The organism is Pseudocolwellia sp. G5-9 (genome assembly GCF_055808995.1).
The window spans coordinates 2102671-2129628 of record NZ_CM147893.1 but is presented as its reverse complement, the minus strand read 5'-3'; the positions used below and the strand labels follow the sequence as shown (position 1 = coordinate 2129628).

The following is a 26958-nucleotide window of genomic DNA, read 5'->3' as shown; positions in this document are numbered from 1 at the left end:
ATAATAACGTTCTAAGCTACTTTATGGTTAAGCCTTTAGATGATAGACTTCACATCACTAAAGGTTTATACCTAATTTATGGTATCTATATTATTTTTTTGCTCTAGGATTAGCTTTTTAATGACATTATTTTCTTATAAATCAACACTATTATCCACAGTGTTTTTATCACTTTTTTCCTTTATCACCCTTTCAGCACAGCTACCTAGTAATATATCACCGCAACAGTTAGAGCAATTTAAAAAGCTTTCTCCGGCGCAGCAAAAGTCATTAGCATCAACTATGGGGATTGACTTAAGTACAATTCAATCTCAAATTAAAAAAAACAATCCAAATGATGAAGAAACAAAAAATTTACAGCAATATTACCCTAGAGGTACTCAGTTTGATGAAATGGGTAATCCAATTGGATTATCAGAGGAAGAACTCGCTGAAGAAGATGAAGGTGAGTTAAAACCTTTTGGTTATGATGTATTTGCTAATGCACCATTAACTTTCGCACCTTCAATCGATATTGCAATACCAGATAATTATACTATCGGAACGGGAGATGTACTTAGCGTACAAATGTTTGGTAAAGAAAATAATGATTACGAACTTGCTGTATCTAGAGAAGGAGAAGTGGTTTTTCCTGAACTAGGGGCATTCAAAGTTGTAGGTATGACTTTTAAAGAAGTAAAAAAATACTTAAAAAATGAAATTCAAAATAAAATTTTAGGTGTTGATGTTGTTATAACATTAGCTGAATTGCGATCTATTCGGGTTTTTGTATTAGGTGAAGCTTTTAAGCCCGGTAATTACCTACTTAGTTCCTTATCCAGTATTACGCACGCTATTTTTTCGGCTGGTGGTATCAGTGATATAGGTTCTTTACGTAATATACAATTAAAAAGAGCAGGTAAACTGATATCTTCTCTTGATTTATACGACTTACTAATAAATGGTGATTCAAGCAACGATGTTTTACTCAAATCTGGAGATGTTATTTTTATTCCGCCTGTTGGAAATAGAGTTTCAATTGATGGTGAAGTGAAAAGGCCTGCAATTTACGAGTTAAAAAAAGAAGAAAGCTTTGATTCTATCTTAACCATGGCAGGGGGAATGTTACCTTCAGCCTACCCTTCATCAACTATTGTTGAACGTTATAATAATCGTAATTTACGTTCTATTATCAATGTCGATTTATCAATTGCTAATAACCTTGCTAAAAAAGCTAGAGCTGGAGATTATATTCGTGTAATGGCTACATCTAGCAATTTTGAGGATAGTGTATCTATTATAGGAGCTGTTTCAAGGCCGGGGAATTATCAATGGAAACCGAAGCAAAAAGTATCAGATTTATTGCCAAATATTTCCTCATACTTACTTGAAAATGCTGATTTAACTTATAGCATCATTGTCAGGCAGCTAAATAACTCTCGTGATATTGAAATTGTACAGTTTAGTATTGCCAATGCTTTGTCAGAAAAAATGTCTGCAGATAATGTTGAATTAAAACCTTTAGATAAAATACTAGTGTTTTCAAATATTGAGAGAAATAGTCAAGAACTTACCAATTTAGATGAATTCTTGTTGACGGAAAATGAGCTTCTAGAAAAAGAAAAAGAAGTGTTAATTAAAAGCTACGAAGATAATTTGTTTTGGGAACAATATGGTGAAAATGCTGAGCCTATAAACCCATTTAAAGAAGAAGATAAAGCAGAAGAAACTTACAATGCTACTAAGAAATCATTAAAAGATCTTAAAGAAAAAAATATTGAGCAAGAACTAAAACCTAACGAGATAAGTTTCTTTTCAAGGCAAAGATTATTAGCCCCAGTAATTAAACAACTTAAAAGACAAGCCTCATTAAACCAACCATTAAAACTGGTTGTTATTGATGGAGCCGTAAAATATCCTGGTACCTATCCTTTAGCCAATAATGGAACTGTAGTTGATTTAATTAAGGCTGCTGGTGGCTTGTTAGAATCTGCTTTTTTACAAAAGGCCGAATTATCACGATTTGAAGTAAACAATAAAACTGCAAATAAAACACTCATTAATGTTAATTTACAAGATGTCCTATCTCGTTCAGAAAAAGGTCTTAGTTTAAAGAGTAAAGACCGCTTAAACATAAATCACATACCTGCATGGCAAAAAGATCAAACCGTAGAGTTACTTGGAGAGTTTAAATTTCCAGGGCGTTATACCGTTAGAAGAGGTGAAACTCTTGCTAAATTAATTGAAAGGGCGGGTGGCTTTACTGAGTATGCAGATATTAAATCGTCACTCTTTACGCGCGAAAAACTAAAACAAGTTGAATTACAAAATTTAATTGATGTATCGCAAAATTTACGAAATGAAATTGCTTCTAAATCTTTATCTCAAAGAGAAGGTAGTCAAATTTTAGATTATGAGCAAGCCAACTTATTATTGGCGGATCTTACTAAAGTTGAGCCTGTAGGACGCTTAGTTGTTGACATTGAAAAAATGCTTTCAGGTAATTCTTTTGATATCTTTTTAGAAAACGGCGACGCTTTGTATGTATCACCGAAGCAAAATACAATTAATGTTGTGGGACAAGTTCAAATAGCAACATCTCATCTATATGAAAAAGGTTTAACCGCATTTGATTATATAAAGTTAAGTGGTGGTGCTAAAAAGCAAGCTGATCAAGAGAGAATATATATTATAAAAGCTAATGGGGCTGTAGAGATACCAAATGATAGTAATTGGTTTGCTTCTAACAGCAGTCAATTACAGCCAGGCGATACTATTGTAGTGCCTTTAGATTCTTACTTTATGGATGATTTGACTTTATGGCAAACAGCTACTCAAATTGTGTATCAAGCAGTTGTTGCACTGGCCGCAGTAGCTGGACTGTAAATATTTATGTAATAGAATGTAACGCTTATGTGCAAAGTATGTAAACCGAGATATACTATGCACATTCAATTTAGTCATGACGTTGAAATACTTCTGACTAATGTCATTTTAATTTTTTTAACTGGTATACATTAAATGTTATTTATAATACCTGCTTTATGCGTAGCTTTTTTTTCATCTATTTTTACTATTAAAGTATTGCTTCCGCTAGCACCGCAAATTGGCCTGATAGACTATCCTTCAGATAGAAAAAATCATGATGGCGCTATTCCTCTTATTGGAGGAATATCAATATTTACAGGCGTACTTATTGCTTCATCTTTGTTTGTAGAGCAGAGTCAACTTTTAAATCTATACCTAATTTCATCAGCACTTCTTGTGTTTATAGGCACAATGGATGATATATATGATTTAAGTGTAGCGCCCCGTATGATCTTTCAAAGCCTAGTCGGCGCGATCATGGTTTTTGGTGGGGGGATATACATCAGCAATCTTGGTGAACTCTTCATGTTGGGGGATATTAATATCGGTATGTATGGAATTATATTCACCATGCTTGCTTGTATTACTGCTATAAACGCTTTTAACATGATTGATGGAATAGATGGTTTGGCTGGTTCAATGAGTATTGTATCTATTTCATCAATTGCAATTTTGACTCTTCTCGCCGATACCCAACGAGATGTGTTACTACCACTTATTATTGTGGTGGCCATTATTCCTTACCTGTTTTATAACGTAAGTACACGTAATCCCAGAGGGAAAAAAATCTTTATGGGGGATGCTGGTAGCATGTTTATGGGATTAACCGTTATATGGTTATTAACGCTTGGTACTCAGCATACCGCAACACAAGAAGCTGCTTTTAGGCCTGTTACTGCACTATGGATAATAGCTATTCCTATTATGGATATGTTTGCCATTATGATCCGAAGAATTAGGAAAGGAGTATCTCCTTTTAAGGCTGATAATGGCCACCTTCATCATATTTTTTTAAGGTTAGGACTTTCTTCTCGTCAAGCGCTTTGGACAATATGCGTCTTAGCTATATTATGTGCATTAATTGGTATTATAGGAGAAGTTGCTTCAGTTCCTGAGTCGATAATGTTACATTGTTTTATAGCTTTATTTTTATTATATTCGTTTGCTATTCAACATTCATGGAAATTAGTAAGAGCGCTTAAATAATAACGTAATAAAATAATGATATATTACGTTAAATACGCAAGCAGACTTATTGTTATAGGTTTGTTATAGAATTGATATTTTTTGCTTGAATTTTATACGCTTGCTTGTAAAGCACGGTTTATTGACACTAATAAGCACTTTTTTGTATTAACTTATTGACAATAGGCCAAGTAATCATTAAATTTCACACTCATTGTAATTTAATTGAGCATTTAGTTAGTAGTTATGATGCAGTGATGCTTAATTGATAAATGAGGGAGGGCATGCCAATAAATTTCTTTATTTATTTGTTATGGCTGAACGAATTGAAACAATTAATTAATAGCAAAATATAAATACAATGATAGAAAACTAATATAGTTTTAAAAGAACACGTGTTCACAAGTCTTTAACGTTACATATAAGTAATTAAAGGCTTAAAATATATAAATGGAGTAAACTTAGAATGAAAAAATTTAATTTAGCAGCATTACCATTAGCAGTTGCCGGTGTTTTAGCATCTACTTCTGCATTTGCTGGTACAGAAGCTTGTTTTGAAGTATATCGTGTTGCAGCTGGTGGCCCTGCTGCTGGTTTAGTAACAGCACATGAAGAATTATATACTCCAGCTTCTTGTATAGCTGAAGAGGACCGTACTGGTGCATCTACAACTGATTTAGCTGCAACAGTAAACGCTAAAATCGCTTGGGAATTAACGGGTGATTTAGATGTTGACTTAGAAAACTTAGGTGCTGCAGATCCTCGTCATCACATTGTATATATTCCAACAAGTCAATTAAGTGCTTCTGCACGTGTATCAATGAAAATTACTGGTGCTGACTTTGGTGAAGACAACGCTAACCAAATCTTTTTAGTATTAGATAATGGTACTACTTTTGAAACAGTAGCAACTTCTGATGGTAGCTTTAACAATACAAGCGATATTACTTTCATCGTAGGTAATGACCCTATCCCTGCTGGTAGTCGTTTATTATTATCTTCAAAAAGCGTAACTGCTGGTGATAATACTGATGGTACTTTGATTGAAGGTATTCATTTACACATTGCTAATGATGAAACATGTACTATTACACCTAAAGTAACAATTGCTGCAACTAAAGCGCTTTCTGATGCTGGTCAATCAATTGCGGGTGCTGTTTCAGCTGAACCTCAAGAAATTTTAAACATCAGCGAGCAGTTTGCTATTGTTGCAAACGCACAAGATACTAACGAAATATTAGTAGATGCTGAAGATCCTTCTTTCCGTCAACAATTTGTTGTTTCTAAAGTTGGTGGTGATTGGGTTGGTCAAGTTGTTGCTAAAGATGGCGCTATAAACCCAACTGCATACTGGGAAGCTCAATTTACAAACGCATACGATACATTAGATGCTGCTGTAGATATGGATGCTGATGACGAAATTACCGTTATGGCAAGTGCGACTTCTGGTTTAGGTGATGGTGTTACATTATCTTTCCTAGCTAACATTGGTCAAAATGGTCAACTAGATATTGGTAATGGTACTGTATTAGACGCAGGTGAAGCTGATCACTTAGCTGTTGGTGTTGATGATGATATTATTCTTCTTGACATTGAAGAAACTTCTGCTGTTGATGACTTAATTACATTAACTGAAACTCCTACTACTTACACTATTGATGCGAACGATATTTTCCGTTCAGACGAAACTAGTGATATTTATGCTGTAGCACGTTTAATGAATGCTGACGAAGAAGTTATGGACTTCAACTATGAAGTTAAAACAACTTGGAGCATGAACTTTAAAGACGAAGACTTATTAGATAAAGTTGGTTGTCAAACTCCTACTCCATTCGAAGTTGGTGTTAACGGTGCTGTATTAAAAGTTCCATATACTTACACTAAACTTGATGGTGGTTTTGTACGTATTACGAGTGAGCATACAACTGAAGCAACAATCTTTATGGACATTTTTGATGAGTCTTCTAACGAAACTAAAAATGTTAACTTAGGACAAATTGCAAATAAAGCTTCTAACGTATTTAAAACTGAAGACTTATTAGCTGCTGCTGTAGCTGATGGTTATGTTGGTACTGGTGCTCGTCATACAATGACATTCACTGTTACTGCACCTAAGAACAAAGTTCACGGTGTATCAGTTCAGAAAATCGTTGGTGGTGTTGACCGCGTAATGCCTGTTCTTGACCAAAACGATTGGTCTCAGTAATTATTACTTTAGTTAACGAATTATTTTATATAGTAAGTTGTTAATATAAGTAAGTACTACTAATTTAAAGCCTCCTTACGGAGGCTTTTTTATTTGATTTAAATTAATTTAATATACCAAGGAAAATTATGCGTTCATATTGTACAGCTGTTTTTACTGTTGCTACGTTGGCTTTTTCATTAGTCAGTTTTATGAGTTTTGCTGTTGATGAAAAACAACCTCAACCAAAGATTAAGCCTACACAAGAGCAACAGATAACGTTATTGCAATCTCAAGTTCAACAGTTAGCGAAACAACTTTCTATTTTAGGCCGTAATCAAAAAGCAATTGCTAAAAAGTTAGGTATGGGGTCAACTAAGAAGCAGCCCGTTCTAACGATAGGGAATAGTGCGAGTATAGGTAATGAAAGCGCAAAAGTAGTTTTGGTTGAATTTACCGATTTACATTGTCCATTTTGTAAAAAATTTCATGACAATGTTTTACCTGATTTAGAAAAACAATATATTGATACGGGCAAATTGCGTTTTGTAGGAAAAAATTATCCAATTGTACAGCTTCATAAAAATGCAGCTGTGGCAGCATTTGCTTTAGAATGTGCTAGAGAGTCTGGTGATTATAAGCAAGCAAAATCGTGGTTATTTGCAAAAGGTAAGGCCTTTAATAAAGATGCTATGGATGAATTTACTACAGCGATGGGTTTAGACGCCGACAAATTCAACCAGTGTGTAGAATCTCCAGCTACGGCTGCACAAATAAATAATGATATGAAAATTGCACAAGTTATTGGTGTTAATCAAACCCCTTCATTTGCTATAGGTTTGCAAAAAGATGGAGAGGTAGTTGATTGGAAAATCATAACAGGCGCACAGTCAGTAGAAAACTTTGGTAAAGCTATTGCTGAATTTGAAGCATTAGGAAATGTTACAGATTAATCTATGGGATTAGATTGTTCTAATATATCGCTTGTTCTTTATTGTGTATACTCAAACAAGAGCAAGCAAGCTTATTTGTAATATGAAATTTTGATTGGAGTTGTTTTTCTATGTTGTCTAAACGTAGTGTAAGAAGTTTAACACTTAAGTGTTTTAAGAAAAAAAACAGTAGGGGTTTTACGCTAGTTGAATTATTAATTGTTATGGTTATTTTAGGGTTGCTAGCTTCTTTAGTTGCCCCAAAAATGTTTGGTAAAATTGGTTCTTCTAAACAAGGAACAGCTAAAACACAAATGGAATTGTTTTCTACATCTCTTGATATGTATCGTCTTGATTTAGGCACTTACCCAAATGAATTAAGTAAGCTTAGAGCATCAGATGACCCAAGCTGGCAAGGTCCTTATTTACCAAAAGAAATACCTAATGATCCTTGGGGTAATCCCTATTATTATAAGTTTCCTGGCGATAATGGCGAATACGATTTGATTAGTTATGGCAGTGATGGAAAAGAAGGCGGTAGCGATGAAGCCAGTGATATTACCTACTAGTATTACTGAGCACCTAACTGAAGTGTTAGGTATTAGCAATGAAAAAATAGCTGAAGCTAAAAAATTACAAAAAAGTTTAAGTACAACCTTAGAGCGTACTTTAATTTCAATGGGTGTGTTAGATGAAAAACAATTACCTCATATTTACTCCACGTTATACCAAGGTAGTGTTCTAGCAAACGACACAGAGGTATTAGCCCCTGAAAATATTGCTAAGTTATTACCTGTTATTAACAGTGAGTTTTTATTGCAATCTAATGCTGTACCAATAAATTTATTTGAAGATACTATCTTAATTGCTATAAGTGATACAGAGCAGTGGTCGTTAATTGATTATTTGCGTTTATTACCTTTGAAAATTAAGTATGCTTTTTGTACAGGTAAACAGATTGCATTACTTAAAGAGAAATATGAAATAAACTTCAATATAGCTCAACAAAGCCAAGTAGGTCAGCAGTATGTGGGTGAAGGTGAAATAGAGCGCTTAAAAGAATTGGCCCAAGGAGCTCCTACAGTTTCATTTGTAAATAATCTTGTTGCAGAGGGGGTCAAGCTAGGTGCATCGGATTTACATATTGAGCCCGTAGCTGAACGATACCGAGCGCGTTATCGTGTTGATGGTATACTTCATGAAGCAGACGCAATCCCACAAAATTTACAGTTAGCTGTTATATCTCGTATTAAAATTCTTTCAGGTATGGATATAGCTGAAAAAAGACGCCCGCAAGATGGAAAAATTGAAACTCGAGCGAATAATGTTGATTTAGATATTCGTTGTTCTTCTCTTCCTCTAGGTGTTGGCGAAAGTATGGTTATGCGCTTTCTTATTAAAAGTTCAGTACAATATGATTTAGCAACATTAGGTTATGAGAGTGATTTAGCTGAACGTGTTCAAGCGGATTTGAAAAAAACAGCAGGTGTTATTTTAATGACCGGACCTACAGGTTCAGGTAAAACTACTAGTTTGTATTCATATCTTAATCAACTTAATAGACCTGAAGTAAAAATTATAACCTTAGAAGATCCAATTGAATATCAATTAGAAGGCATTAATCAGGTTCAAATAAATAATGAAATTGGGTTTGATTTTGCTAAAGGGTTACGCAGTATTGTTCGACAAGATCCCGATGTTATTATGGTTGGTGAAATTAGAGATAATGAAACAGCAAGAATAGCTTTACAGTCTGCTTTAACTGGTCATTTGGTATTTAGTACTGTTCATACAAATGATGCTGCTACTGCTTATACACGTTTACTTGATTTAGGCGTACAAGAGTATTTGCTTAACGCTGCATTGGTGTCAATTTTAGCACAACGTTTAGTACGAAAATTATGTGACTGTGCTCAAATAAAATCAGTAGATGAAATTTCTGCACTGGCAAATCAATATGATTTAATTACATTAGCTAACCAATATCACGTCGATAACATTGAATTAAAAAACGTTGTGGGATGTGATAAATGTGGTCATACAGGTTTTCAAGGTAGGGTCGCGCTACTAGAATATTTACCCTGTGATAATGAAATAAAGCAATTACCAAAAGGGGAAACTTTTTTTCATGAAGCAGCTGAATATATGAAAAGAAATAATTTACGGACTTTGAAACAAGATGGTTATTTAAAGGCGATTAAAGGGCAAACTACTTTAGAAGAAGTGCTGAGAGTTGCAGGATGAGCCAAAAGTATAAATATAAAGCACTCACCGCTTCAGGTGATAAGGTTGCTGATTATCTGTTTGCGGTTGACGAAAAGTCTGCTAGGTCAGTTTTAAAGAAACAATCATTAGTTGTTGTATCTTTAGAGCTAGAATCGTCAACTAGTTTTTTAAGTTTTGAAAAAAAAGCGAGTGCATCCGATATTGAGCAATCTACTAATCAGTTAGCAACTTTATTAGAGAATGGATTAAAAATAAATGATGCACTTGAAGTACTTGTTGATACAGCGCCATCGCAAGCATTAGGTAAAGTATGGCACGAAATATATACTGATGTACAAGCTGGTACTAGTTTATATCAGGCTCTGTATAAATATCCTGAATTATTTGATGTTCTGTATCTTGAAATGACAAATATCGCCGAAAACACTGGTACATTGCCAACCGTGTTTCGTAGTTTGTCAGATAATTTAGCTTTCCAGCGCGATCTAAAAAGTAAAACTATACAAGCGTTAACGTACCCTATGATTATTTTTATGGTATGCCTAAGTGCCATATTTGCTATTTTTAATTTTGTTATACCTAATATGGAAAGCGTTTTTACCTCAGCAAAAGAATTGCCAGCTTACACTCAGTGGTTGCTAGATAGCAGTCGTTTTGTAAGTCAAAATAATTTACTTATTTTTTTATTGATGGGAGGGGGTGTGTTGGTACTTGTTGCATTGTGGCGACAAGATAAAACTAGGCAATTATTAATGCAATGGATTTCAGTTATCCCATTTTTAGGAACTATGATTGATAAGGCTGAGCAAATTCGTTTTTCTTCGGCCATGAGTCTAACATTACAAAGTGGTTTGAGTTTATCTGATTCACTATCTTTAAGTATAAAAACATTAAATTCAGTAGTAAATAAACAGCAATTAGAACTGGCTAAAGTTAAAGTTGATAATGGAGCACCTTTAGCTGAAAGTCTTTCATCAAGCTACTTTTTAGATAGGATCTCTTTATCACTAATTAAGGTTGGGGAACAAAGTGGCACACTTGATAGTTCTTTTGCTGAAGTAACTCGTCGAGCAAAAACCGACTTTGAATCATGGATGATTAAACTTACTTCATTGTTAGAGCCATTATTAATCTTAATAATGGGGGGCATCGTTGGCGGTGTTGTTGTTGTTATGTTATTAAGTATCGTTTCTGTTAATGATATTTCATTATAAACGAGTTCTATAATTTGATTATATATTCTAGAAATCCTGGTTTTACTTTAATTGAGTTATTAGTTGTGATGGTTATATTAGGGCTAACGTCAAGTTTGGTAGCGCCAGATATGTTTTCAATTGTTAAGCGTGCTCAGGCAAAAACAGAGCTAGAAAAAATAAAAGCTATTGCTGAGTTGAGCGTTGAAAGAAGTTTTTTTTCAGCAAGTACAATAGATATAATATTTAAAGATAATACCGTTGTATTTTCACAAGTTAACCCCTTAGCTACAGAAGAAATTAATATTTTAAGAGAAATAGAAAGTGAATTTTTTATTTTTGAAGAAACACACTTGGTAATTAATAATGGTCGTTGGATAGGAAGTTATAATATAAAGTTAGTTAAAAGTCCTGAAAATAAGTTAACTACTTTTGCTTTGTTTGAGGGTAATGAACCAATAAAAACTGTAGATGTAGAATATAGTGAATCTGAGGATAATACTCAATAATGTTATTCCAGAATAGAATTCGATATAAATGGCTAAAAATAAATTCAGGGATGACTTTAATAGAAGTGATGATCGCTTCTGTTATTTTATTTGCAGCAATAGGTACTGTATCAGGAGTTCATAGAACGTTAAATCATTACCAACGTCAAAATTTGGCTGACTATGCATTATTACTCAACGAGCAATTCTTTTTTGATTATCTTTCTTATTCTTTAGATCAGAAAATTTTTTCAGGAAACTTTGAAATAAGTGATTATCAGCTAATATGGGAAGCTAAACTCATTAAAGAGGCGCCTGTAATAAGTTCTTTTGATCCAGAGTTAAATTCGGCCGAACAGTATTTGGCCTTTAATAATATTTCATTATATAGAGTTAGTTATCACCTTAAACAATATCCGGAAAAGTCCTTTGAGATCACTCAACTTACCGTTGATGCAACGGCAGCATCAACAGGGTTTTAGTCTATTAGAAGCTCTTATCGCCGCAACTATTTTTGCGGCAGTTTTATTAATTGCATCCTCTGCATTTAAGTTTTTTATGTCGATAGGATCTCGTACAATTAATAGTGAACAAGTTATGCAAGATACTATGAGAATAATAAAAATAAGGAGCTCTATAAAAGGCCTACATCATTATTACTTGCCTGAAAGTGCAATCAACCTAAAAGAGTCTAAACCATTCTTCTTGGGGAATAGCGATGGTTTTACTGGGATCACGTTAAACTCTATTGATTTTGATAAACAACCTACTCGCATATCCGTTACAACGAGAAGAACGTCATTGGATATGACCGATCTTGTTTATTGTGAGTACAATAATAAACAAAACTTTCCAGTAAAGAGTATCAAGTCTGAATGCGAGAGACCTAGAGTATTGATAACTAATGTGGAAAAAGTAAAATTTGATTATTTTGGATGGTCCTCATTGAATGCGCTTTATGAAGGGGCTGCAGCACCCTCTAATGGTTTAAGTAATAAAAAAGTGTGGGCTGAAACATGGGATGCAACAAAGTTAGGGTTACTTCCTCAATATATTAAAATAACGTTTACTTATAGTGAAAAGGTTTTGCCTTACCAGCCTAAACAGCTATGGTTTCATATTGCTGATGCAGACCCCTTACAATTTAATGTTAATAGTTCTAATAATGAAGAATAAATCGAGTGGGGCAGCATTGATTATAGTGCTTTTTATTGCTGCTATATTAGCGAGTGTTGCTGCTTTGATGATAGTGAAAACAAAGCAACATGTGGAGAGAATAACTATTGCAAAAGACTTTATGTCTGCTGAACGTAAACTTATTACGGATATAAACAATCTCATATATGTTACTCAAACAACACCTTATGCGATTATGGGAGACAATACTGATTTTTCATTGTTTGATTTACCGGAAGGAATTAATTTACAAGGAATTCCTTTTTTGTATCAAGACTCTAATGTGTCTATTCAAGATATGGGAGGGCTTATTTCAATAAATCCTCTTGAGCAAACACGTTTTATAAAATATCTTAAGCACTTGAATTGGCCAGAAAGTGAAATTTATCGCTTTATTGATGTGCTTTTAGATTGGCAAGACATTGATGGGTTTAAACGAATAAATGGTGCAGAAGCATTTGAATATGGTGTGTTTGGTTACCCACTAAATCAAAATTTGCAAGCACTTAAAGATATTACTTTATTTGAGAAAGTAGATGTTAAACGCCTTGAGTCCCTAGCAATAGATAAAAATTTGATGTTATTTGGTGTAGGGGCTAATACCCCTGGTTATGCACCTAATGATTTGTTATCTATTTTTAATACTGATTATGATGCCGAACTTATTCTTAAAGAAAGAAATGAGAACCGAAAAAAAGGGATCCTAACAACTAATAATTATCCAACAGGAAATTGGATCATTAAAGTTAGTACTAGCTATGGGCAAGCTAAATCGAGTAAGATACTGCATTTGTTAAAGCGCTTTGGGGAACATCGCCCTTTTGTTATTAGTCGTTGGCAGGAACGAGAAAATTAAGCACTTAGGCTTGTTTTGAACATTATTTAAAAGGTTGTCGCTTGAGTAGTCGATATTTATTGTTGGAGCCTAATGGCTTGTTCCGTTTATTTAATAAACGGGATGAAAAATCACAAGAAAAGTTTAAAAAACACAACTTAATTGATGCTGTTCGCTTTGCTTTTTCTACATGTTATATAGGGCGGAGCTTATATTGGGAACGTATTGTCCATTATCCTACAACTAACCTCCTTGAAGTACGTAAAATCGTACAATCAGAGATAGATTATATTTCTCCTGTAGATGGTAATACATATGCTTATATAGTTAATTTATCAAATAAAAGAACTACGGTATTATATTGCTGTTTTCCAGAGGCTATTGTTTCTAAAGTTAAGTCCTATAATCTATGGCGTTTACTTCCTGAAACACTACCTTATTATAGGTACTTGTTCGGAAAAACGGGGGTTTACCTATCAAAACTCGACTTATCTGCCTTATTAATCAATACCAAAGAAAATAACGTTGAAGTTTGCGATACATCAGTCAGTAATGAATTGTTAATAAAAAATGATGGGGAAAACTATTCTTCATTACCTGTGGAAAGGGAGAACCTAGACATGTTTTCCACTGCAATGATTAAAGACGCAGATGTGATTGAACAAAATAATATTGAAGTCATATTTGAGCAATTTAATTCATTAAAATTTATTGATCTGATCGCGCAGGTTAATGAAGGGATTAAAGGAATTGTTACTAAAAAGGGGTATTTAGGACGTTATTTTGCTACAGTATTTCTTATGGCCTTGTTAACTTTTATTATTGGTAAGTCTGCATTCATTTCTTGGCGCCATGATTATATTACAAACGAAATTACTGAATCAAAAAAGGCTGCTGTTGATTCATTAGCATTTTCAAATCAATTAAAAAAAATAACAAAAGATGTAAAAAAAATAAATACATCGATAAAATTGCAGTTATCTAAAGCGCAGCTATTAAACATATTATCTAGCTTAACCACTAAGGATAATGGTTTAGAATTTTCAATAATTGATATTTATTCATCTGAGATGCAATTACGTGGAACATGTAATAATGCGGCTAACTTATTGACTACACTTTCTAACATTCATGGTTTTAATCAGGTAGAATTTAATTCTCCTCCGACAAGCCTGAAGGGTGGAGGCGAACGATTTTTTATAAAATTACTTTTTGATGAGAATATTACTCATTATCAAGATAAAGCTAAAGAGTTAGTTCAATGAATAAGCAAAAAACTACTTTAGTTATATTGGCATCACTTGTTTTAATTAAGTTTTTACTTTTACCGTGGAATGATTGGGTGAACGAGACTGAAAGTGATATATCTAGGCTTAAGGTTTTTGAAAGTAAACAAAAACAGGTTATTGAAAATGAGTTGTTGATTCGAGATGAGCTTGTTAAATATCAAGCTAATTTTTCTCTCTTTATTGAAAATCTACCCACTGTAAAATCGGGGGATAAAGCAAACACACTCTGGTTTTCACTTATTGATACAATAAAAAAAGAGGAAATAAAAGTTTATAATCAGCGTGTTGAGTTCGAAGAGTATGTCACTGACGATGTTGCCTATGTTACAGGTGTGTTTTATATGTCAGGATTGGCTAAAGATGTTATGGCGGCTGTCTTAAAACTGGAATCTAAATCTCCATATGTTTTTTTAGAACAATTGAAGCTTATTCGTAGTCAGGGCAAGAATAAAGAAGACCTAGTTGTTCAGATATACTTGAGAGCATGGTTTACAACGATTAATAAGAATGAAAAGTGAATAAAATAAAAAAAGAAACGTTGTTATCTGTGGGGGTAGGTATAATAGTGGGAGTTTTATTTCTTGTTATTAATCTATTTTTTTCTTTTTTTGAGAGTAAACCGTCTTATTCTACGAATAAAGATGAGCAAGTTTTTATTTCTATGGATAGTAATAATGAAGCAAGTGATTTATTAATACCTTTACTCAAAATGTTTGGTTTTGAAGTTGATTCATTTGTAGATACTGATGCTTTGTTGTTGGCACTAGAAAATGTCAATGTGAAAATTGTAGCTCAATCTCGTATTGGCGGGCGTTTAAATACATTGTTAGACATTGTTACACCAAATGAAACTAAACGAATATCTGTAACGGAAGGCACTATAGTGAAAGGCTTTTTAATTAAGTCAATTAACAATAAGTTATTGATATTAGAAAAAGATAAAGAAGAATACACGATTAAATTATTTCATCCCAAAGAAATCAACCAAAATAGACTAGAAAATGACATTAAGTAATAAATCCATTAAGTATCATCTACCAATAGTTGCATTGTCTTTGGTGTTAAATGCTTGTAGCTCAATACCTCAAGAAAAAGTTGACATGATCAAGCCTGATTCTTTAAGTATTAAAGAATCAATTGTTGCTAAATCAGCCGAAGAAAGAAATCAATTTGTAGAAAATAAACTTGAGATTGAGAAAGCTAAAATTGAACAGAAAAAACCTACTGAAAAAGTTGATAATATAGCTGGTTTTGGCGTTTTGGAAACAAACGATAAAACACCTCCAATATTTGAAAATACGGAACAAGTAACTATAAGTGTTGATGGTATGACTGTTGTTGAGTTTATTCATTATGTTTTTGATGAGTTACTGAATTTAAATTATGTCATATCTACTCAATTACAAAGTGATACTAATAAAGTTTCTTTAAACCTAAGTGATCCTGTTGATAAAGATGTACTTTATTCTACGTCAGAGCAATTACTTGCAGAAAATGATATTGCCTTATTAAGAAAAGACAATATTATTTATTTTCAAAAGAAAGCAAAAAATAAACGTTATAAAACAGCATCCGTAGGAATAGGGCGTTTAGATGGGGATGTGCCTGATACTACAGGTGAAATAGTACAAATTATTCCTTATGTATATACAAATAGTTCCAGTCTTTCTAGTGTTATTACAAAGCTTACAGGTGTGAAAGTTCAAATTGATGGTAAGCGAAAAATAGTGATGGCAGAGGGAGCACAAAAAGAAATACATGAAGTTATGAGAGTTCTTCGTATGCTTGATGTCCCTAGCTCATCGGGTAAAGAAATTAGATTGATTGATCTTGCTTATATTAGCCCTGATGACTTGGTTAAACAATTAGCTGAACTATTACAAAACGATGGCTTTGAAGTTGGTAATGATAAGGATATAACTTTTGTTACTATGCCTCGCTTAGGGGCTATAGTTGTCTATGCTGTTAGCCTTGATGCTGTAGAAAGAGTTGAGTTATGGAGTCAGAAACTTGATGTTGCCGTTGCTGGTAATGAACCTCAGTTCTTTGTTTACAGACCACTATTCAATAAAGCCAATGATTTACAAACTTCTTTATCGCCTATAATAAATTCTATTTTAAATGATGCACAATCTTCAGAAAATTCAGTTATTAAAGCTGACGCGAAGAGCAATTCAGGAGCATCATCAAGTCGATCTACTTCATCTATGACAGTTGATGAAACACAGAATGCTTTAGTATTTTATACTACATCTGAAAGGTATAGAAAAGTACTACAATTATTGCAGAAACTTGATTTGCTACCAGGACAAGTTATTCTGGATATAGCAATAGCTGAAGTTACACTTTCAGATGGTATTTCTTCTGGTGTTGATTGGTTTTATGATTCGAAAGGGCAAACTGAAGATGGATCAACTAATGTTTTACCAACATCATTAACCGGAAGTTTGCTGAGTTCAGGTGCTTTAAATTTAGTTGGAATTGATGGGGATTGGAGAGTTGCTTTAAATTTTTTAAAGTCAAAACAAAATATAAAAGTTTTATCAAAACCCTTTTTTATAGTAAAAGATGGTGAAAGTGCGACAATCAACTCGGGTAGCCAGGTACCTACAATTACTCAAACAAGTACGAGTGATACAGATAGAGTAACTAATTCTGTCCAATACATAACGACAGGTATTCAAGTTGCAATAACGCCAACTATAAATGCTAAAGGCTTAATCAATCTAGAGATATCAATGTCTTCTAGTAGTCCTACTGGTGATTCATTAACACCATCTATTAATAGTCGTTCAATACAAACAAATGTTTTTAGTGCTGATGGCCAGACCGTTGCTTTAGGTGGACTTATCCAAGAAACATTAAATGACACTAGTAAAAACGTTCCTTTTTTAAGCTCTCTTCCTATTTTAGGGAAACTATTTGGTACGAATGGAGACTCATATGCTCGTACAGAGCTTATGATGCTAATTACCACAAGAATTGTAACGGATGTAAATGAAGTAGATGAATTTAGAGATAAAATCTTAGATTTATATAGTTTCCCTCTTGATAACTCGAAGTAACTCATTGTTGATTAACATTCCATTTTAGGTGTTATATATCTAATAAATAACTGGTGTTTGGTCAATAACAAAAACAAGTATTAAAACGAAAAATAAAATGAAAATATTATTAGTTGGTAATCATACCTGTGGGAACAGAGGGGATGGTGCAATATTACGTGGCTTATGTTCTAGTTTAAGAGGAATTGAGCCTAATATTGAAATTGATGCAATTACACGTTATCCAATAAGTTCATCTTACCTAATAGGTGAAACATTACACTCTGATCTTCTTTATTTATATCATAAAAAACGAGGCGGTAGGCTAGATAGAATTTGGAAAAAGTTTAGCCAAAAATTGTTGCCTAAGTTACTTTTTTTGACGCTTGAAGGTTGGTGGAAGGGGAAACTACCGCATCATATCCAGCAACACATAAAAGATTTAAAGAAATATGATGCTGTGATTCAGGTTGGGGGATCTTTTTTTGTTGATTTATATGGTTGTGCGCAATTCGAGCACGCTTTATGTGCACTTATTGCTGAAAAGCCATTGTATATGGTTGGACACTCCGTTGGACCATTTCAAATTTCTGAATTTAATGCTTTAGCAAAAGCTGTTTTTGGACGAGTTAATTTACTCTCGCTGAGAGAGCCAGTTAGTTTATCTTTAATGGAAGAGGCTCGAATACCTGTTTCTAAAGTGCATAAAGGTGCAGATACTGCTTGGTTAGTTGATACTTCTCCTGTTTATATACCGAGAGACTTACTTAGTTTGGTTAATCAGGCGCCTACAGTAGCAATAACATTAAGAGAACTTGCTCCTTTTGACAAACGTTTAAACGTAAGTCAGCATGATTATGAAACTGCTTTTTCTCAACTTGTAGATGAACTTATTGCTAAAGGGTATCAAGTCGTAGCAGTGTCAACATGTACAGGTATTGATAGTTATCATAAAGATGACCGTATGGTAGCTCTCAATGTTGGGCGAAAAGTTAAGTCGAAATTGGGGTATACGGTAGTGATGGACGAGCTTAATGATGTTCAACTTGGCCATTTCCTTTCATATTGTAAGCTTACTATTGGTACTCGCTTGCATAGCGCTATTATTTCGATGAATTTTAATACTCCCGCAATTGCTTTAAATTATGAGCATAAATCAGAAGGAATAATGCAACAATTAGGTTTGAGTGAGTATTCAAAAGAAATACAAAGTCTGTTTGATGGTTCTCTCAGTAATACTATCAATACAGTCTTAAGCAATGTTGATGAAAAAAGGGGGGGGCTTAAACCTTTTGTTGATGCAGAAAAATATCGCGCCCATAAAATGGTAACATCTGTAATATCTGATATTAGAGACCTTAATAAATGAAAGTAACTTTTTTTTTAGGTGAATTTCCAGTACAGTCCGAAACTTTTATAATAAATCAAATTAATGGTTTAATAGACTTAGGTCTTGAAGTGGAAGTACTCGCTTTAAGAAGAGGGTCTTCGAAAGCGTTAGAAGCCAAGGAGCTTATAAAACATGACTTACTGGCTAAAACTCGTTATCTAATAACAGAAAAAAATCAAGATTCAAAAATTTATTGTATATTTCAGCGTTGTAGCTCAATAATTAAGTGTTTATTAACAAAACGTATTATTCATTCTTTAAATTTTAAAAAATTTGGTAAAATGAGTAAGTCACTTCTCTTGCCTTCAGTTACAGCATCTATTAAATCGTCAATCAAAACCGATGTTATCGTTGCCCATTTCGGTGTTGTAGGAGTTATTGCAAATCATCTTAAAACTCTTGGCTTATTAGAGGGTAAGTTAATGACTGTTTTTCATGGAGCTGATATATCAGTAAAAGATGTCTTGAATAACTTTCAGAATGAATATGCTCAATTGTTCATAAAAGGTGATGTAATGTTACCTATAAGTGAGTTATGGAAAATACGTTTAATTGAGATGGGGTGCCCTGCTCATAAAATTTATATTAATAGAATGGGAATAAACCTTGACGATTTTTCAAGTAGAGATTTAAAGAAACCATTAAATTTACCTTTATCAATTATTACTGTGGCTCGCTTTGTGGAGAAAAAAGGCTTGTTTGATGCTGTGTCAGCAATGTATTTGTTGAAACAAAGGGGAGTTGAATTTAATTATAAAATTGTAGGTGGCGGAGAGCTTGAAGAAAAACTGAAAGAACATATTAATAATTTGAATTTAGAAAGTGATATAGAGTTAACTGGTTTTCAATCGCAGGAAACGGTAAAAAATTACTTAAACGAAGCAGATGTTTTTTTATTACCTTCAATAACAGCAAAAAATGGTGATATGGAGGGGATTCCTGTTGCTTTAATGGAAGCTATGGCTATGGGGATTATTGTTGTGTCAACTGTTCATAGTGGCATCCCTGAGCTTATTAAAGATGGTTGTTCAGGCTTTTTAGCATCGGAATCTTCGCCAAGACAATTATGTGAGATTTTAGCTAAGGTAATTAATGATGACCAAATTGATATCGCTCAAATAAGAGCTAACGCATTGAATACAATTGCTGAAAAATTTAACCAAAAGTCCTTATATAAAGACCTTAAAGAGATAGCAACATCAGTTTATGAGCATTAAAAAAGAAGCAATATGGATTTTTGGTTCAACAGGTATAAGTGCGCTTAGTCAGATAATTGTATTAATACTTCTATCGCAATCTGAGGATGTAGGGGTTTTAGGTGAATTAGCTATTATTAATATAGTGCTTTTCTTTGCTTTTTCTTTGCAGGATTTAGGTTTGTCTAGCTATTTTATTCATAGACAATCCATAAGTAAAAAAGAAGAATCTACACTATTTAGTATTAATTTAGCTTTAGGTTGTTTAGCAACTATTATTGTCTTTTTTTTATCGATTCCTATTGGTGTTTTTTATGTATCAGATAATATTACAAAAGGTCTTCAAATTGTAGCTTTTAACTTTATTATCATTGGTGCAACATCGCAGTATCAAGCACATTTTATAAAAATGTTGCAGAGTGATTTACTTGCTAAAATTGAAATTATTTCAAAAGTAATATTATTATGTTTTGTTCTTTATTTTGTTTATTATTTAAATATGTCTTTGTTTGGCTATCTTTATGCCGTATTGATTGGTTCAGCTGTTAAGTTATTACTCATTCTGTTTATATCTCCTGTAGAGTGGCATCCTTCTTTTTCGTTTGATAAAAATATAATCAAGCCTGCACTTAGGTTCGGTTTTTTTCAGATGGGGTCTCAAATAATTAATCAATTACGTACACAATTAGATCAATTAATTATCGGAAAGTGGTTAGGGATTGAAGCTCTCGGTGTTTATTCATTAGCTAAAGAGTTTATTATGCAACCAACAAAGTTAATAGCCCCAATAACTTCCAAGCTGGCTCTACCTAGACTTGCTAAAGTTCAAACTTCAGTTAAAGGCACTAAACTAATTTTTAATCAAGCCAGTCAAGCTATATTACTTCTTAATATGATTGTCTATTTGATTTTAACCATTGCACTTTACTATTTAATTCCGCAGTTTTTTGGTCAAGATTATATATATTCATTTGAAATATATACAACTCTATTGTTGGTTGGCTTGCTAAGGCCTATAGGTAGTTTATTTGGCGTACTAGCACAATCACAAGGTGTGAGTAATATTGAGTTTAGATGGAACCTTATATCTGCAATGTTATCCGTAGTTGTACTATGTTTGGCTTTTCCTTTTAAGACATTAGAAGCATTTGCTTTAGCAATGATTGGTTCACAATTATTGTTATCCTTTTATGCACCGATATATTTTTCAAAATATATCGGTGGTATTGATCATAAAAAACATTTAATAAGAATCGTTTTTATTGTTTTTTTATATTGTATTATTAAATACAGTCTGCCTAATGAATACTAAAGCTATATTTTTCTATTTTTAAAATGAATTACAGAAAAAGTAATATTACGTTAATTTTATAATTATTTTTATCAGAGTAACGTAGAATAGAGTAAGTTAATGAAAGATAATATATTCACTAAAGTTAAACGTTAGATAACAAAGGTTGTTGATGAACAATATTTCAGAACACGAGAGTAATTTATTTGATTTGGGTAGACTTATTGCTTATCTAGTATCAAAATGGAAATGGTTTTTAGTTATTGGTTTTGTTGTAGCAGGTGTTTTTGCTTACATATCAATCGACTTACCAAACCAATATACATCAGAAATTTTATTAACAGAAGCAGATGACGAGACCAGTGGATTGGATGGTATGTCCGGCCAACTTGGGGGGCTAGCAAGCTTAGCTGGTATTAATGTAGGTAACTCAAAAAAAAATAAGCTTGTAGCATTACAAATATTAAAATCACGTAGATTTTTAGTTGATTTTGTTAAGTTTAATAAACTTGAGGTAAAGTTATTTGCTGTAAAAAAGTGGGATATTACCACAGATAAGTATGTTTATTATGAAGATAAGTATGACAAAGAAAACGGTGTGTGGTTACAGCGCGCAGATAAGCCTATTAGCTACTATCCAACTGATCTAGAAATCCATGAACTTGTAAAGTCGTCTTTGACTGTTGATATGGATACAACTAATAGAGTCACTAAAATTAGTTTTACGTCACTTAATCCCAATGATGCTCAATTATTGCTGTCTAAGCTAATTAAAACTTTAAACAATGAACTACGCCAAGATGATTTAAGTAGAGGGGAAAAACAAATTGCTTTTTTGCAGCATCAATTGGAGTTAGAAAGAAACGCAGGTATTCGTAACGTTTATTATTCTCTTATCGAAGAGCAAATAAAATCGTTAACTTTAGCAAAGGCACGCAACGAATACATTTTTAAAGTTATTGATCCTGCTATTTTTCCAGAAGAAAAGTCTTCTCCTAAACGTGCTTTGATTACTGTTTTGGGCGGTTTTATAGGCGGTATTCTCTGCTTTATATTTTTTTCTATAAGATATCTTTTAAAATCTAATTGATTCGTTTGAAGGAATTGGTTTACCCCTTAGACTTTAAACTGTATAGCTTTCGGCTAGTAGTTATGTTTATTATATAGGTGTGGAATATTGTAATGGTATGCATATCAAATATAAAATAATTACCATTTTATTTGGGTAACGAAGTATTGCTATCGTTTATTTATTGGTAATGTGGGCTGAAAGTCTAGGGCTGATAAAACAAACTTGTGAGTATGTAGAGATTAAAATACGCTGATCAAAGATCATATTCACAGTTGGTATTAGAGGTAACTCTTTTAATGATCTTTAGTGGCTTTTATGTACCCTTGAATAATATTTAATAAATTGAGAATATCAAAATTGAACTTATTGTTTTTTTAAATGGTCGAATAAAACAAAAAAACAAAACATAGGGTATTGAGTTGCCAGCCTTTTTGCTACTTTAGGTTCTTTAAACATACGGTATAACCAACGTAAATTGTATTTATTAATAACTCTTGGGTAGTAGTTTACTTTATTTTTACTTTGGTGCAGAAAGCCTCCGCAAGTATATATTTGTTTTATTTGTAGGGGTAAACTTTGTTTTATTAATTGTGCAAATTCATCTTGTTTAGGTGTACCAAGACCACAAATAACATAGTTGGCTTTGCTTAATTTTATATATTCTAATATTTTATTGTCGTCATCAAAATAACCATTATGATATCCACAAATATTTAACTTAGGATAATATTTTTTAAATTGTGTTATAGCGCCTTTTAATTCACTTTCTTTACTTCCTAAAATAAAAATCTTTAATTGGTTTTCTTCTGCTGTTTCAAAAAAATATTTGGCAAAAGAACCGTAGTCAAAACTGACTCTTGGAGTATCTTGATTGAGTAATTTTTTAAATACCCAGCTAGAGATTATTGCATCGCTGTGATAGTGGTCAATATTTTTATATGAGTCTTTTTTATTCCTTAACAATTGATAGGAAAATGGGTTAATAAATGAAATTGCTTTACAAGAGTAATCTTTGTTATGAATACTTTTAAGTAATTCTCTTTGAATGTTTGGAGTTTTTTTTACAATGGCTAATAAAGGGTGCATTAAAATATTCTTTTAATAATAAAATATGGTAAAAATGTAAGAAATATACTAATAAACCAGTAACTGTCTTTAAGTAATGTTGGTTCATTAAAGAGAATTTTTCTAGCTTGTTTCTTATTGTTTACTTTTAAGTTGTTTTTAACGCAATATAAAGCGCTAAAGTGCAATAACTGCTTTAAGCTATTACGGAAGTTATTAGGTACTTCTTCATTCTTTAAGTCTTCAGTCCAGTATGAAATATGGGGGGCTAAGCTTGTTATAATATGTGTTTTACATGCACTATTTGCAATAGAAATATCATAGTAAACACTAATAGTATTGCTAAACGCAATAGGGTATTTGTATGCAATTCGCGACCATAATAATTGATCTTCTCCCATAGCCATACCTTGGATAAAACCTCCAACTTGATAGAATGCTTCTTTTTTTATCGCAACTGATGATGCCGTAACAGGAAGATCAGCTTTTATACAAGATAAAAAGTAGTTTTGAATGAGGCCCGAATCTTTAGGAACAAAACGTAAGTTTGCGGGTGTGATTTTTTTGAATTTTATAAATGAATAAGCAGTAGCAAACATTCCTGCTGTTGGATAGGCTTTTATCAATTTGATGATTTCTGTAGTGAAATGTGGTAACCAAATATCATCAGCATCAATTAATAATACGTATTCATTTGAAGCATTTTTTATTCCATTATTTCTAGCAGAAGATACGCCTTGGTTTTTCTGTGAAATTATTTTTAATTTATTACTTTTAATTGAGTTAACTATTTCTACACTATTATCAGTTGAGCCATCATCCACAATAATTATTTCATCAACGGGGTGATTTTGATTTAAAATAGACTCTATTGCTCTTTTTATATATTGTGATTTATTAAAAAGGGGAATTACAGCGCTTAATTTAGAAGTCATGGTTATTTACTTTAGAACCTTTTGTCGCTATCGCAAGGCATAAAACATAAGTTATGGCTGATGTACCATTAAACAATACATGCCCAACGGTGATCGAATGAAAGAAAGCTAAACTCATTGTGAGTGCTATTGCAAACTCCTTCTTATGCAAACTCTTTTTAAGCGCGAAAAAATAAACAGATACGTAAATTAAGACAGTAATAATACCGTATGAGAAAAATAGTTCAAATAAATCGTTTTCTAAAGTTTTTCGTAATAATAATGCTCCGGAGCTGAAGTCAGTATAAGCGTAGTATGCTCCTCCTCCAAATAACACTCTAAATGAATAAAGGCCATTTGTGTTAAGCTCTGTAAAGGCATCCCGAATAAATGTATCTCTGGAACTTGCTATAAAGTGCATTTTGTTATCTATACTATTAAATTTGAATATTATATTCTCAAATACACTGCTAACTACGCTGATAAGTGTAGGTAATAAATAAATAGCTAATATAGTAATGGCCACTGCTGATATTATTGGTGATTGCTTAGATAATTTGTATGCTAATAATATTAAGGCTATTAATAAAAATACTAGGCTAGCTTTTGTACCTAATAATGCTGTAGTTATAATTAAAAGCACTATATGAAAAAATTTTCTTAGTGTTATTTTATCATTAAAGCATATAAGTAATATAGTACTTACACCCAAAACTACACCCAACCCGTTCCCTGATATAAATAATCCTCTTGTTGCTATACCTATTTGGTAATTTGAAATATGAAAGCCAGAAAAGTATGCAGTTAATACCAATAATGAAACGATGGTGCCGTAATTTATTAGTTGCTTTATTACGTAAATTGTCCGTGTTCTATCGTAATTAATCCAATTAGCCACATAATAATAACAACTCAGTGAAAATAGAATTTTTATAGAGAAAATAATGCCAGAGATAAACGCTTTTAAGTTCATATGGAAGCATGCAATGAATACTTCAGTTAAAAAAAGATAACACATTGCGTAGATAATGATTTTAAGTGAAGAACGAAATTTTGCTCTATCTAACATCAAGATTACAAGAGCAAATAAAATAAATCTAGCTATTTGTGAAGGGGAGCCTATAGTATTTTCAGACGTTATTTTTAGTTTAAAAAGCGCTCCCGTTAAGTTATCTACAACAGGTAGTAAGATAATAACAAGGAAAAAAAACAGTGAAAATAACGGGATTTTTTTAGGTATGATAAAACTCATTTTTTCTTATACTTTAAAATTTGAGCACCTAATTTATTCCAAGAAAATCTATCAATTGCTATCCTACGACTATTATTTGACATTGAATTCCTTAAGGATGGTTCATCGATTAATAACCTTATACATTTTGTAATTCCTGCTTCGTTTACAGAATCAGTATAAAGAGCTTCTTTTTCACTTAATAGCTCTTGTGTCGCGGTAGTAATTTTTGATCCTTTAAAGGCTACTATAGGTAAACCAGTAGATAGAGCTTCAAGGATGGTTTGTCCAAGAGGTTCATAAGTAGAAGACATTACAAATATATCCGCCAACTGGTAGTATGGTGCGGTATCGCTTTGCGGACCCGTTAACGTGATTTTATCTTCTAATTTATTATTTGTTATTTGTTGCTTGATTGATGTGTAGTTTTCACCATCTCCTACCATCACAAGATGGCATTTTGGTAAGTTAAGTAATGCATCTATAACCATTTCAAACCCTTTTGCTTTAACAAATCGCCCTACTGTTAGTAATATTATTTTATCTGTAGGAATACTAAACTTTTCTTTTAGTGATATTTTGTTTTGAACAGGAATGAATCGCTCTGGATCTACTCCAGGTTTTACAATAGGTATATGTTTCAGTGAGGGAATTATTTGTGATATTTGAGTAGACATGTTCTCACTAAAGACTATAACTTGATCGGAATACTTTAAAGCCATTTTTTGAATGTTATGGTGTAATATTTTTGATATGTTTAATTTTATTTTTGCTAAACCAGTATTGCTTATTAAGTTTTTATTGTTATTTTGATTAATTACTACGCCAGGAACTAAATAAATAACATTAGATAATTTACATAATTTTGCGAGTACTGTTGTCGTATGAAAACGACTTATTGTTAATATAACATTGTTATTCTGTTTGATATATTTAAGTAAAGCATATGCATTGAATAATGCTCTAATTCCTTTGAAATACTTATGTGCATATTTAGTTTGGGAGTATGAGTTATATCTGTAAATAGTTACGTTATCGATAATTTCTTTATGAGGTAAAATATGATTTTTATTTGAAACATCGCTAATAGCAATAATGACGTTATACCCTAAGTTGATGTAACTTTCTGCTAGATACTTTAAGGAGTTTTCTACTCCACCAATATTTGGAAAATACGCATTACTTGTTATTACTATCGTTTCTTTCATTGCTTTATTTATCTAGTGATAAGTTTAACTTATTCTTATTTTAACTTGTTTCATTTCATGTGTCGCCAGTAAAAAAAATTATGTTTCTTAAGAATAAATAAATTTAGTATTTGAATTTAAAATAATAAACACTACTAATTTTATATTTGAGGATAAACGAGTACCTAAATCCTCCATTTTTTGATAGAATC

At 32.5% G+C, this 26958-nt stretch carries 23 protein-coding genes; 19 read left to right on the top strand and 4 right to left on the bottom strand.

The features are described 5' to 3' along the window. The first annotated feature begins 120 nt into the window (after positions 1 to 120). The 19 genes from AC0L5Q_RS09120 to AC0L5Q_RS09030 all read left to right on the top strand — a co-directional run bounded on the left by AC0L5Q_RS09120 (position 121) and on the right by AC0L5Q_RS09030 (position 22367). The gene (locus AC0L5Q_RS09120) at positions 121 to 2865 is read left to right on the top strand and encodes an SLBB domain-containing protein (RefSeq protein ID WP_473617677.1); all 2745 of its coding nucleotides are present in this window, start codon (positions 121 to 123) and stop codon (positions 2863 to 2865) included. A gap of 135 nt (positions 2866 to 3000) precedes the next feature. Beyond that, on the top strand, positions 3001 to 4053 hold the full coding sequence (wecA, locus tag AC0L5Q_RS09115; RefSeq protein ID WP_473617675.1) for a UDP-N-acetylglucosamine--undecaprenyl-phosphate N-acetylglucosaminephosphotransferase: 1053 nt from the start codon (positions 3001 to 3003) through the stop codon (positions 4051 to 4053). Positions 4054 to 4498: 445 nt separating this feature from the next. Continuing rightward, positions 4499 to 6238, top strand: coding sequence for a hypothetical protein (locus AC0L5Q_RS09110; RefSeq protein WP_473617671.1), 1740 nt, complete (start codon positions 4499 to 4501; stop codon positions 6236 to 6238). A 128-nt stretch (positions 6239 to 6366) separates the two neighbouring features. Then, a complete protein-coding gene (locus tag AC0L5Q_RS09105; RefSeq protein ID WP_473617667.1) occupies positions 6367 to 7170 on the top strand; it encodes a DsbA family protein in 804 nt (267 codons plus the stop codon). A 110-nt stretch (positions 7171 to 7280) separates the two neighbouring features. After that, positions 7281 to 7718, top strand: a complete 438-nt coding sequence (gene gspG / locus AC0L5Q_RS09100) for a type II secretion system major pseudopilin GspG (protein ID WP_473617663.1) — start codon at positions 7281 to 7283, stop codon at positions 7716 to 7718. Next, positions 7693 to 9393 (top strand): GspE/PulE family protein, encoded by a 1701-nt coding sequence (locus AC0L5Q_RS09095; protein WP_473617659.1) that lies wholly within the window; start codon positions 7693 to 7695, stop codon positions 9391 to 9393. The genes gspG and AC0L5Q_RS09095 overlap by 26 nt, the downstream gene beginning before the upstream one ends. Then, positions 9390 to 10589, top strand: coding sequence for a type II secretion system F family protein (locus AC0L5Q_RS09090; protein ID WP_473617656.1), 1200 nt, complete (start codon positions 9390 to 9392; stop codon positions 10587 to 10589). Before AC0L5Q_RS09095 ends, AC0L5Q_RS09090 begins: the two co-directional genes overlap by 4 nt. A 14-nt stretch (positions 10590 to 10603) precedes the next feature. Then, complete coding sequence (locus AC0L5Q_RS09085; RefSeq protein ID WP_473617652.1) at positions 10604 to 11077, top strand: type II secretion system protein; 474 nt, start codon at positions 10604 to 10606, stop codon at positions 11075 to 11077. Continuing rightward, positions 11077 to 11538, top strand: coding sequence for a prepilin-type N-terminal cleavage/methylation domain-containing protein (locus AC0L5Q_RS09080; RefSeq protein ID WP_473617649.1), 462 nt, complete (start codon positions 11077 to 11079; stop codon positions 11536 to 11538). The genes AC0L5Q_RS09085 and AC0L5Q_RS09080 overlap by 1 nt, the downstream gene beginning before the upstream one ends. Beyond that, positions 11486 to 12232 carry a PulJ/GspJ family protein gene (locus AC0L5Q_RS09075; protein ID WP_473617645.1) on the top strand — a complete coding sequence of 249 codons (747 nt, stop codon included), beginning with the start codon at positions 11486 to 11488 and terminating at the stop codon, positions 12230 to 12232. Before AC0L5Q_RS09080 ends, AC0L5Q_RS09075 begins: the two co-directional genes overlap by 53 nt. Beyond that, on the top strand, positions 12222 to 13088 hold the full coding sequence (locus AC0L5Q_RS09070; protein WP_473617641.1) for a hypothetical protein: 867 nt from the start codon (positions 12222 to 12224) through the stop codon (positions 13086 to 13088). Before AC0L5Q_RS09075 ends, AC0L5Q_RS09070 begins: the two co-directional genes overlap by 11 nt. Before the next feature lie 77 nt (positions 13089 to 13165). Beyond that, positions 13166 to 14332 (top strand): hypothetical protein, encoded by a 1167-nt coding sequence (locus AC0L5Q_RS09065; RefSeq protein ID WP_473617638.1) that lies wholly within the window; start codon positions 13166 to 13168, stop codon positions 14330 to 14332. Next, on the top strand, positions 14329 to 14874 hold the full coding sequence (locus tag AC0L5Q_RS09060; protein WP_473617634.1) for a hypothetical protein: 546 nt from the start codon (positions 14329 to 14331) through the stop codon (positions 14872 to 14874). Before AC0L5Q_RS09065 ends, AC0L5Q_RS09060 begins: the two co-directional genes overlap by 4 nt. Beyond that, the gene (locus tag AC0L5Q_RS09055; protein WP_473617630.1) at positions 14871 to 15371 is read left to right on the top strand and encodes a hypothetical protein; all 501 of its coding nucleotides are present in this window, start codon (positions 14871 to 14873) and stop codon (positions 15369 to 15371) included. The genes AC0L5Q_RS09060 and AC0L5Q_RS09055 overlap by 4 nt, the downstream gene beginning before the upstream one ends. Beyond that, positions 15358 to 17421 (top strand): secretin N-terminal domain-containing protein, encoded by a 2064-nt coding sequence (locus AC0L5Q_RS09050; protein WP_473617626.1) that lies wholly within the window; start codon positions 15358 to 15360, stop codon positions 17419 to 17421. The genes AC0L5Q_RS09055 and AC0L5Q_RS09050 overlap by 14 nt, the downstream gene beginning before the upstream one ends. Before the next feature lie 97 nt (positions 17422 to 17518). Then, a complete protein-coding gene (gene wcaK / locus AC0L5Q_RS09045; protein ID WP_473617622.1) occupies positions 17519 to 18769 on the top strand; it encodes a colanic acid biosynthesis pyruvyl transferase WcaK in 1251 nt (416 codons plus the stop codon). Further along, positions 18766 to 20007: a glycosyltransferase gene (locus AC0L5Q_RS09040; protein ID WP_473617618.1), complete on the top strand. Its 1242-nt coding sequence runs from the start codon at positions 18766 to 18768 to the stop codon at positions 20005 to 20007. The genes wcaK and AC0L5Q_RS09040 overlap by 4 nt, the downstream gene beginning before the upstream one ends. After that, complete coding sequence (locus AC0L5Q_RS09035; RefSeq protein ID WP_473617614.1) at positions 19997 to 21298, top strand: oligosaccharide flippase family protein; 1302 nt, start codon at positions 19997 to 19999, stop codon at positions 21296 to 21298. The genes AC0L5Q_RS09040 and AC0L5Q_RS09035 overlap by 11 nt, the downstream gene beginning before the upstream one ends. 151 nt (positions 21299 to 21449) lie before the next feature. Beyond that, complete coding sequence (locus tag AC0L5Q_RS09030) at positions 21450 to 22367, top strand: GNVR domain-containing protein (protein ID WP_473617611.1); 918 nt, start codon at positions 21450 to 21452, stop codon at positions 22365 to 22367. Positions 22368 to 22712: 345 nt separating this feature from the next. Here the strand turns inward: AC0L5Q_RS09030 and AC0L5Q_RS09025 are convergent, their stop codons facing one another. From AC0L5Q_RS09025 to AC0L5Q_RS09010, 4 genes are read right to left on the bottom strand one after another with little or no spacing between them, the layout of a single operon-like run. Beyond that, positions 22713 to 23435, bottom strand: a complete 723-nt coding sequence (locus tag AC0L5Q_RS09025) for a WecB/TagA/CpsF family glycosyltransferase (protein WP_473617607.1) — start codon at positions 23433 to 23435, stop codon at positions 22713 to 22715. Further along, positions 23435 to 24349 (bottom strand): glycosyltransferase family 2 protein, encoded by a 915-nt coding sequence (locus tag AC0L5Q_RS09020; protein WP_473617604.1) that lies wholly within the window; start codon positions 24347 to 24349, stop codon positions 23435 to 23437. Before AC0L5Q_RS09020 ends, AC0L5Q_RS09025 begins: the two co-directional genes overlap by 1 nt. After that, complete coding sequence (locus AC0L5Q_RS09015; RefSeq protein WP_473617600.1) at positions 24339 to 25580, bottom strand: O-antigen ligase family protein; 1242 nt, start codon at positions 25578 to 25580, stop codon at positions 24339 to 24341. The genes AC0L5Q_RS09020 and AC0L5Q_RS09015 overlap by 11 nt, the downstream gene beginning before the upstream one ends. After that, a complete protein-coding gene (locus AC0L5Q_RS09010; RefSeq protein WP_473617596.1) occupies positions 25577 to 26767 on the bottom strand; it encodes a glycosyltransferase family 4 protein in 1191 nt (396 codons plus the stop codon). Before AC0L5Q_RS09010 ends, AC0L5Q_RS09015 begins: the two co-directional genes overlap by 4 nt. Positions 26768 to 26958: the final 191 nt, after the last annotated feature.

Bases quoted from the DNA above. Each gene is read 5' to 3' on its own strand.
- wcaK (WP_473617622.1), top strand. From the start codon at position 17,519: ATGAAAATATTATTAGTTGGTAATCATACCTGTGGGAACAGAGGGGAT.
- AC0L5Q_RS09120 (WP_473617677.1), top strand. From the start codon at position 121: ATGACATTATTTTCTTATAAATCAACACTATTATCCACAGTGTTTTTA.
- wecA (WP_473617675.1), top strand. From the start codon at position 3,001: ATGTTATTTATAATACCTGCTTTATGCGTAGCTTTTTTTTCATCTATT.
- AC0L5Q_RS09010 (WP_473617596.1), bottom strand. From the start codon at position 26,767: ATGAAAGAAACGATAGTAATAACAAGTAATGCGTATTTTCCAAATATT.
- AC0L5Q_RS09070 (WP_473617641.1), top strand. From the start codon at position 12,222: ATGAAGAATAAATCGAGTGGGGCAGCATTGATTATAGTGCTTTTTATT.
- AC0L5Q_RS09110 (WP_473617671.1), top strand. From the start codon at position 4,499: ATGAAAAAATTTAATTTAGCAGCATTACCATTAGCAGTTGCCGGTGTT.
- AC0L5Q_RS09095 (WP_473617659.1), top strand. From the start codon at position 7,693: ATGAAGCCAGTGATATTACCTACTAGTATTACTGAGCACCTAACTGAA.
- AC0L5Q_RS09025 (WP_473617607.1), bottom strand. From the start codon at position 23,435: ATGCACCCTTTATTAGCCATTGTAAAAAAAACTCCAAACATTCAAAGA.
- AC0L5Q_RS09080 (WP_473617649.1), top strand. From the start codon at position 11,077: ATGTTATTCCAGAATAGAATTCGATATAAATGGCTAAAAATAAATTCA.
- AC0L5Q_RS09090 (WP_473617656.1), top strand. From the start codon at position 9,390: ATGAGCCAAAAGTATAAATATAAAGCACTCACCGCTTCAGGTGATAAG.
- AC0L5Q_RS09105 (WP_473617667.1), top strand. From the start codon at position 6,367: ATGCGTTCATATTGTACAGCTGTTTTTACTGTTGCTACGTTGGCTTTT.
- AC0L5Q_RS09050 (WP_473617626.1), top strand. From the start codon at position 15,358: ATGACATTAAGTAATAAATCCATTAAGTATCATCTACCAATAGTTGCA.
- AC0L5Q_RS09015 (WP_473617600.1), bottom strand. From the start codon at position 25,580: ATGAGTTTTATCATACCTAAAAAAATCCCGTTATTTTCACTGTTTTTT.
- gspG (WP_473617663.1), top strand. From the start codon at position 7,281: ATGTTGTCTAAACGTAGTGTAAGAAGTTTAACACTTAAGTGTTTTAAG.
- AC0L5Q_RS09020 (WP_473617604.1), bottom strand. From the start codon at position 24,349: ATGACTTCTAAATTAAGCGCTGTAATTCCCCTTTTTAATAAATCACAA.
- AC0L5Q_RS09060 (WP_473617634.1), top strand. From the start codon at position 14,329: ATGAATAAGCAAAAAACTACTTTAGTTATATTGGCATCACTTGTTTTA.
- AC0L5Q_RS09030 (WP_473617611.1), top strand. From the start codon at position 21,450: ATGAACAATATTTCAGAACACGAGAGTAATTTATTTGATTTGGGTAGA.
- AC0L5Q_RS09040 (WP_473617618.1), top strand. From the start codon at position 18,766: ATGAAAGTAACTTTTTTTTTAGGTGAATTTCCAGTACAGTCCGAAACT.
- AC0L5Q_RS09035 (WP_473617614.1), top strand. From the start codon at position 19,997: ATGAGCATTAAAAAAGAAGCAATATGGATTTTTGGTTCAACAGGTATA.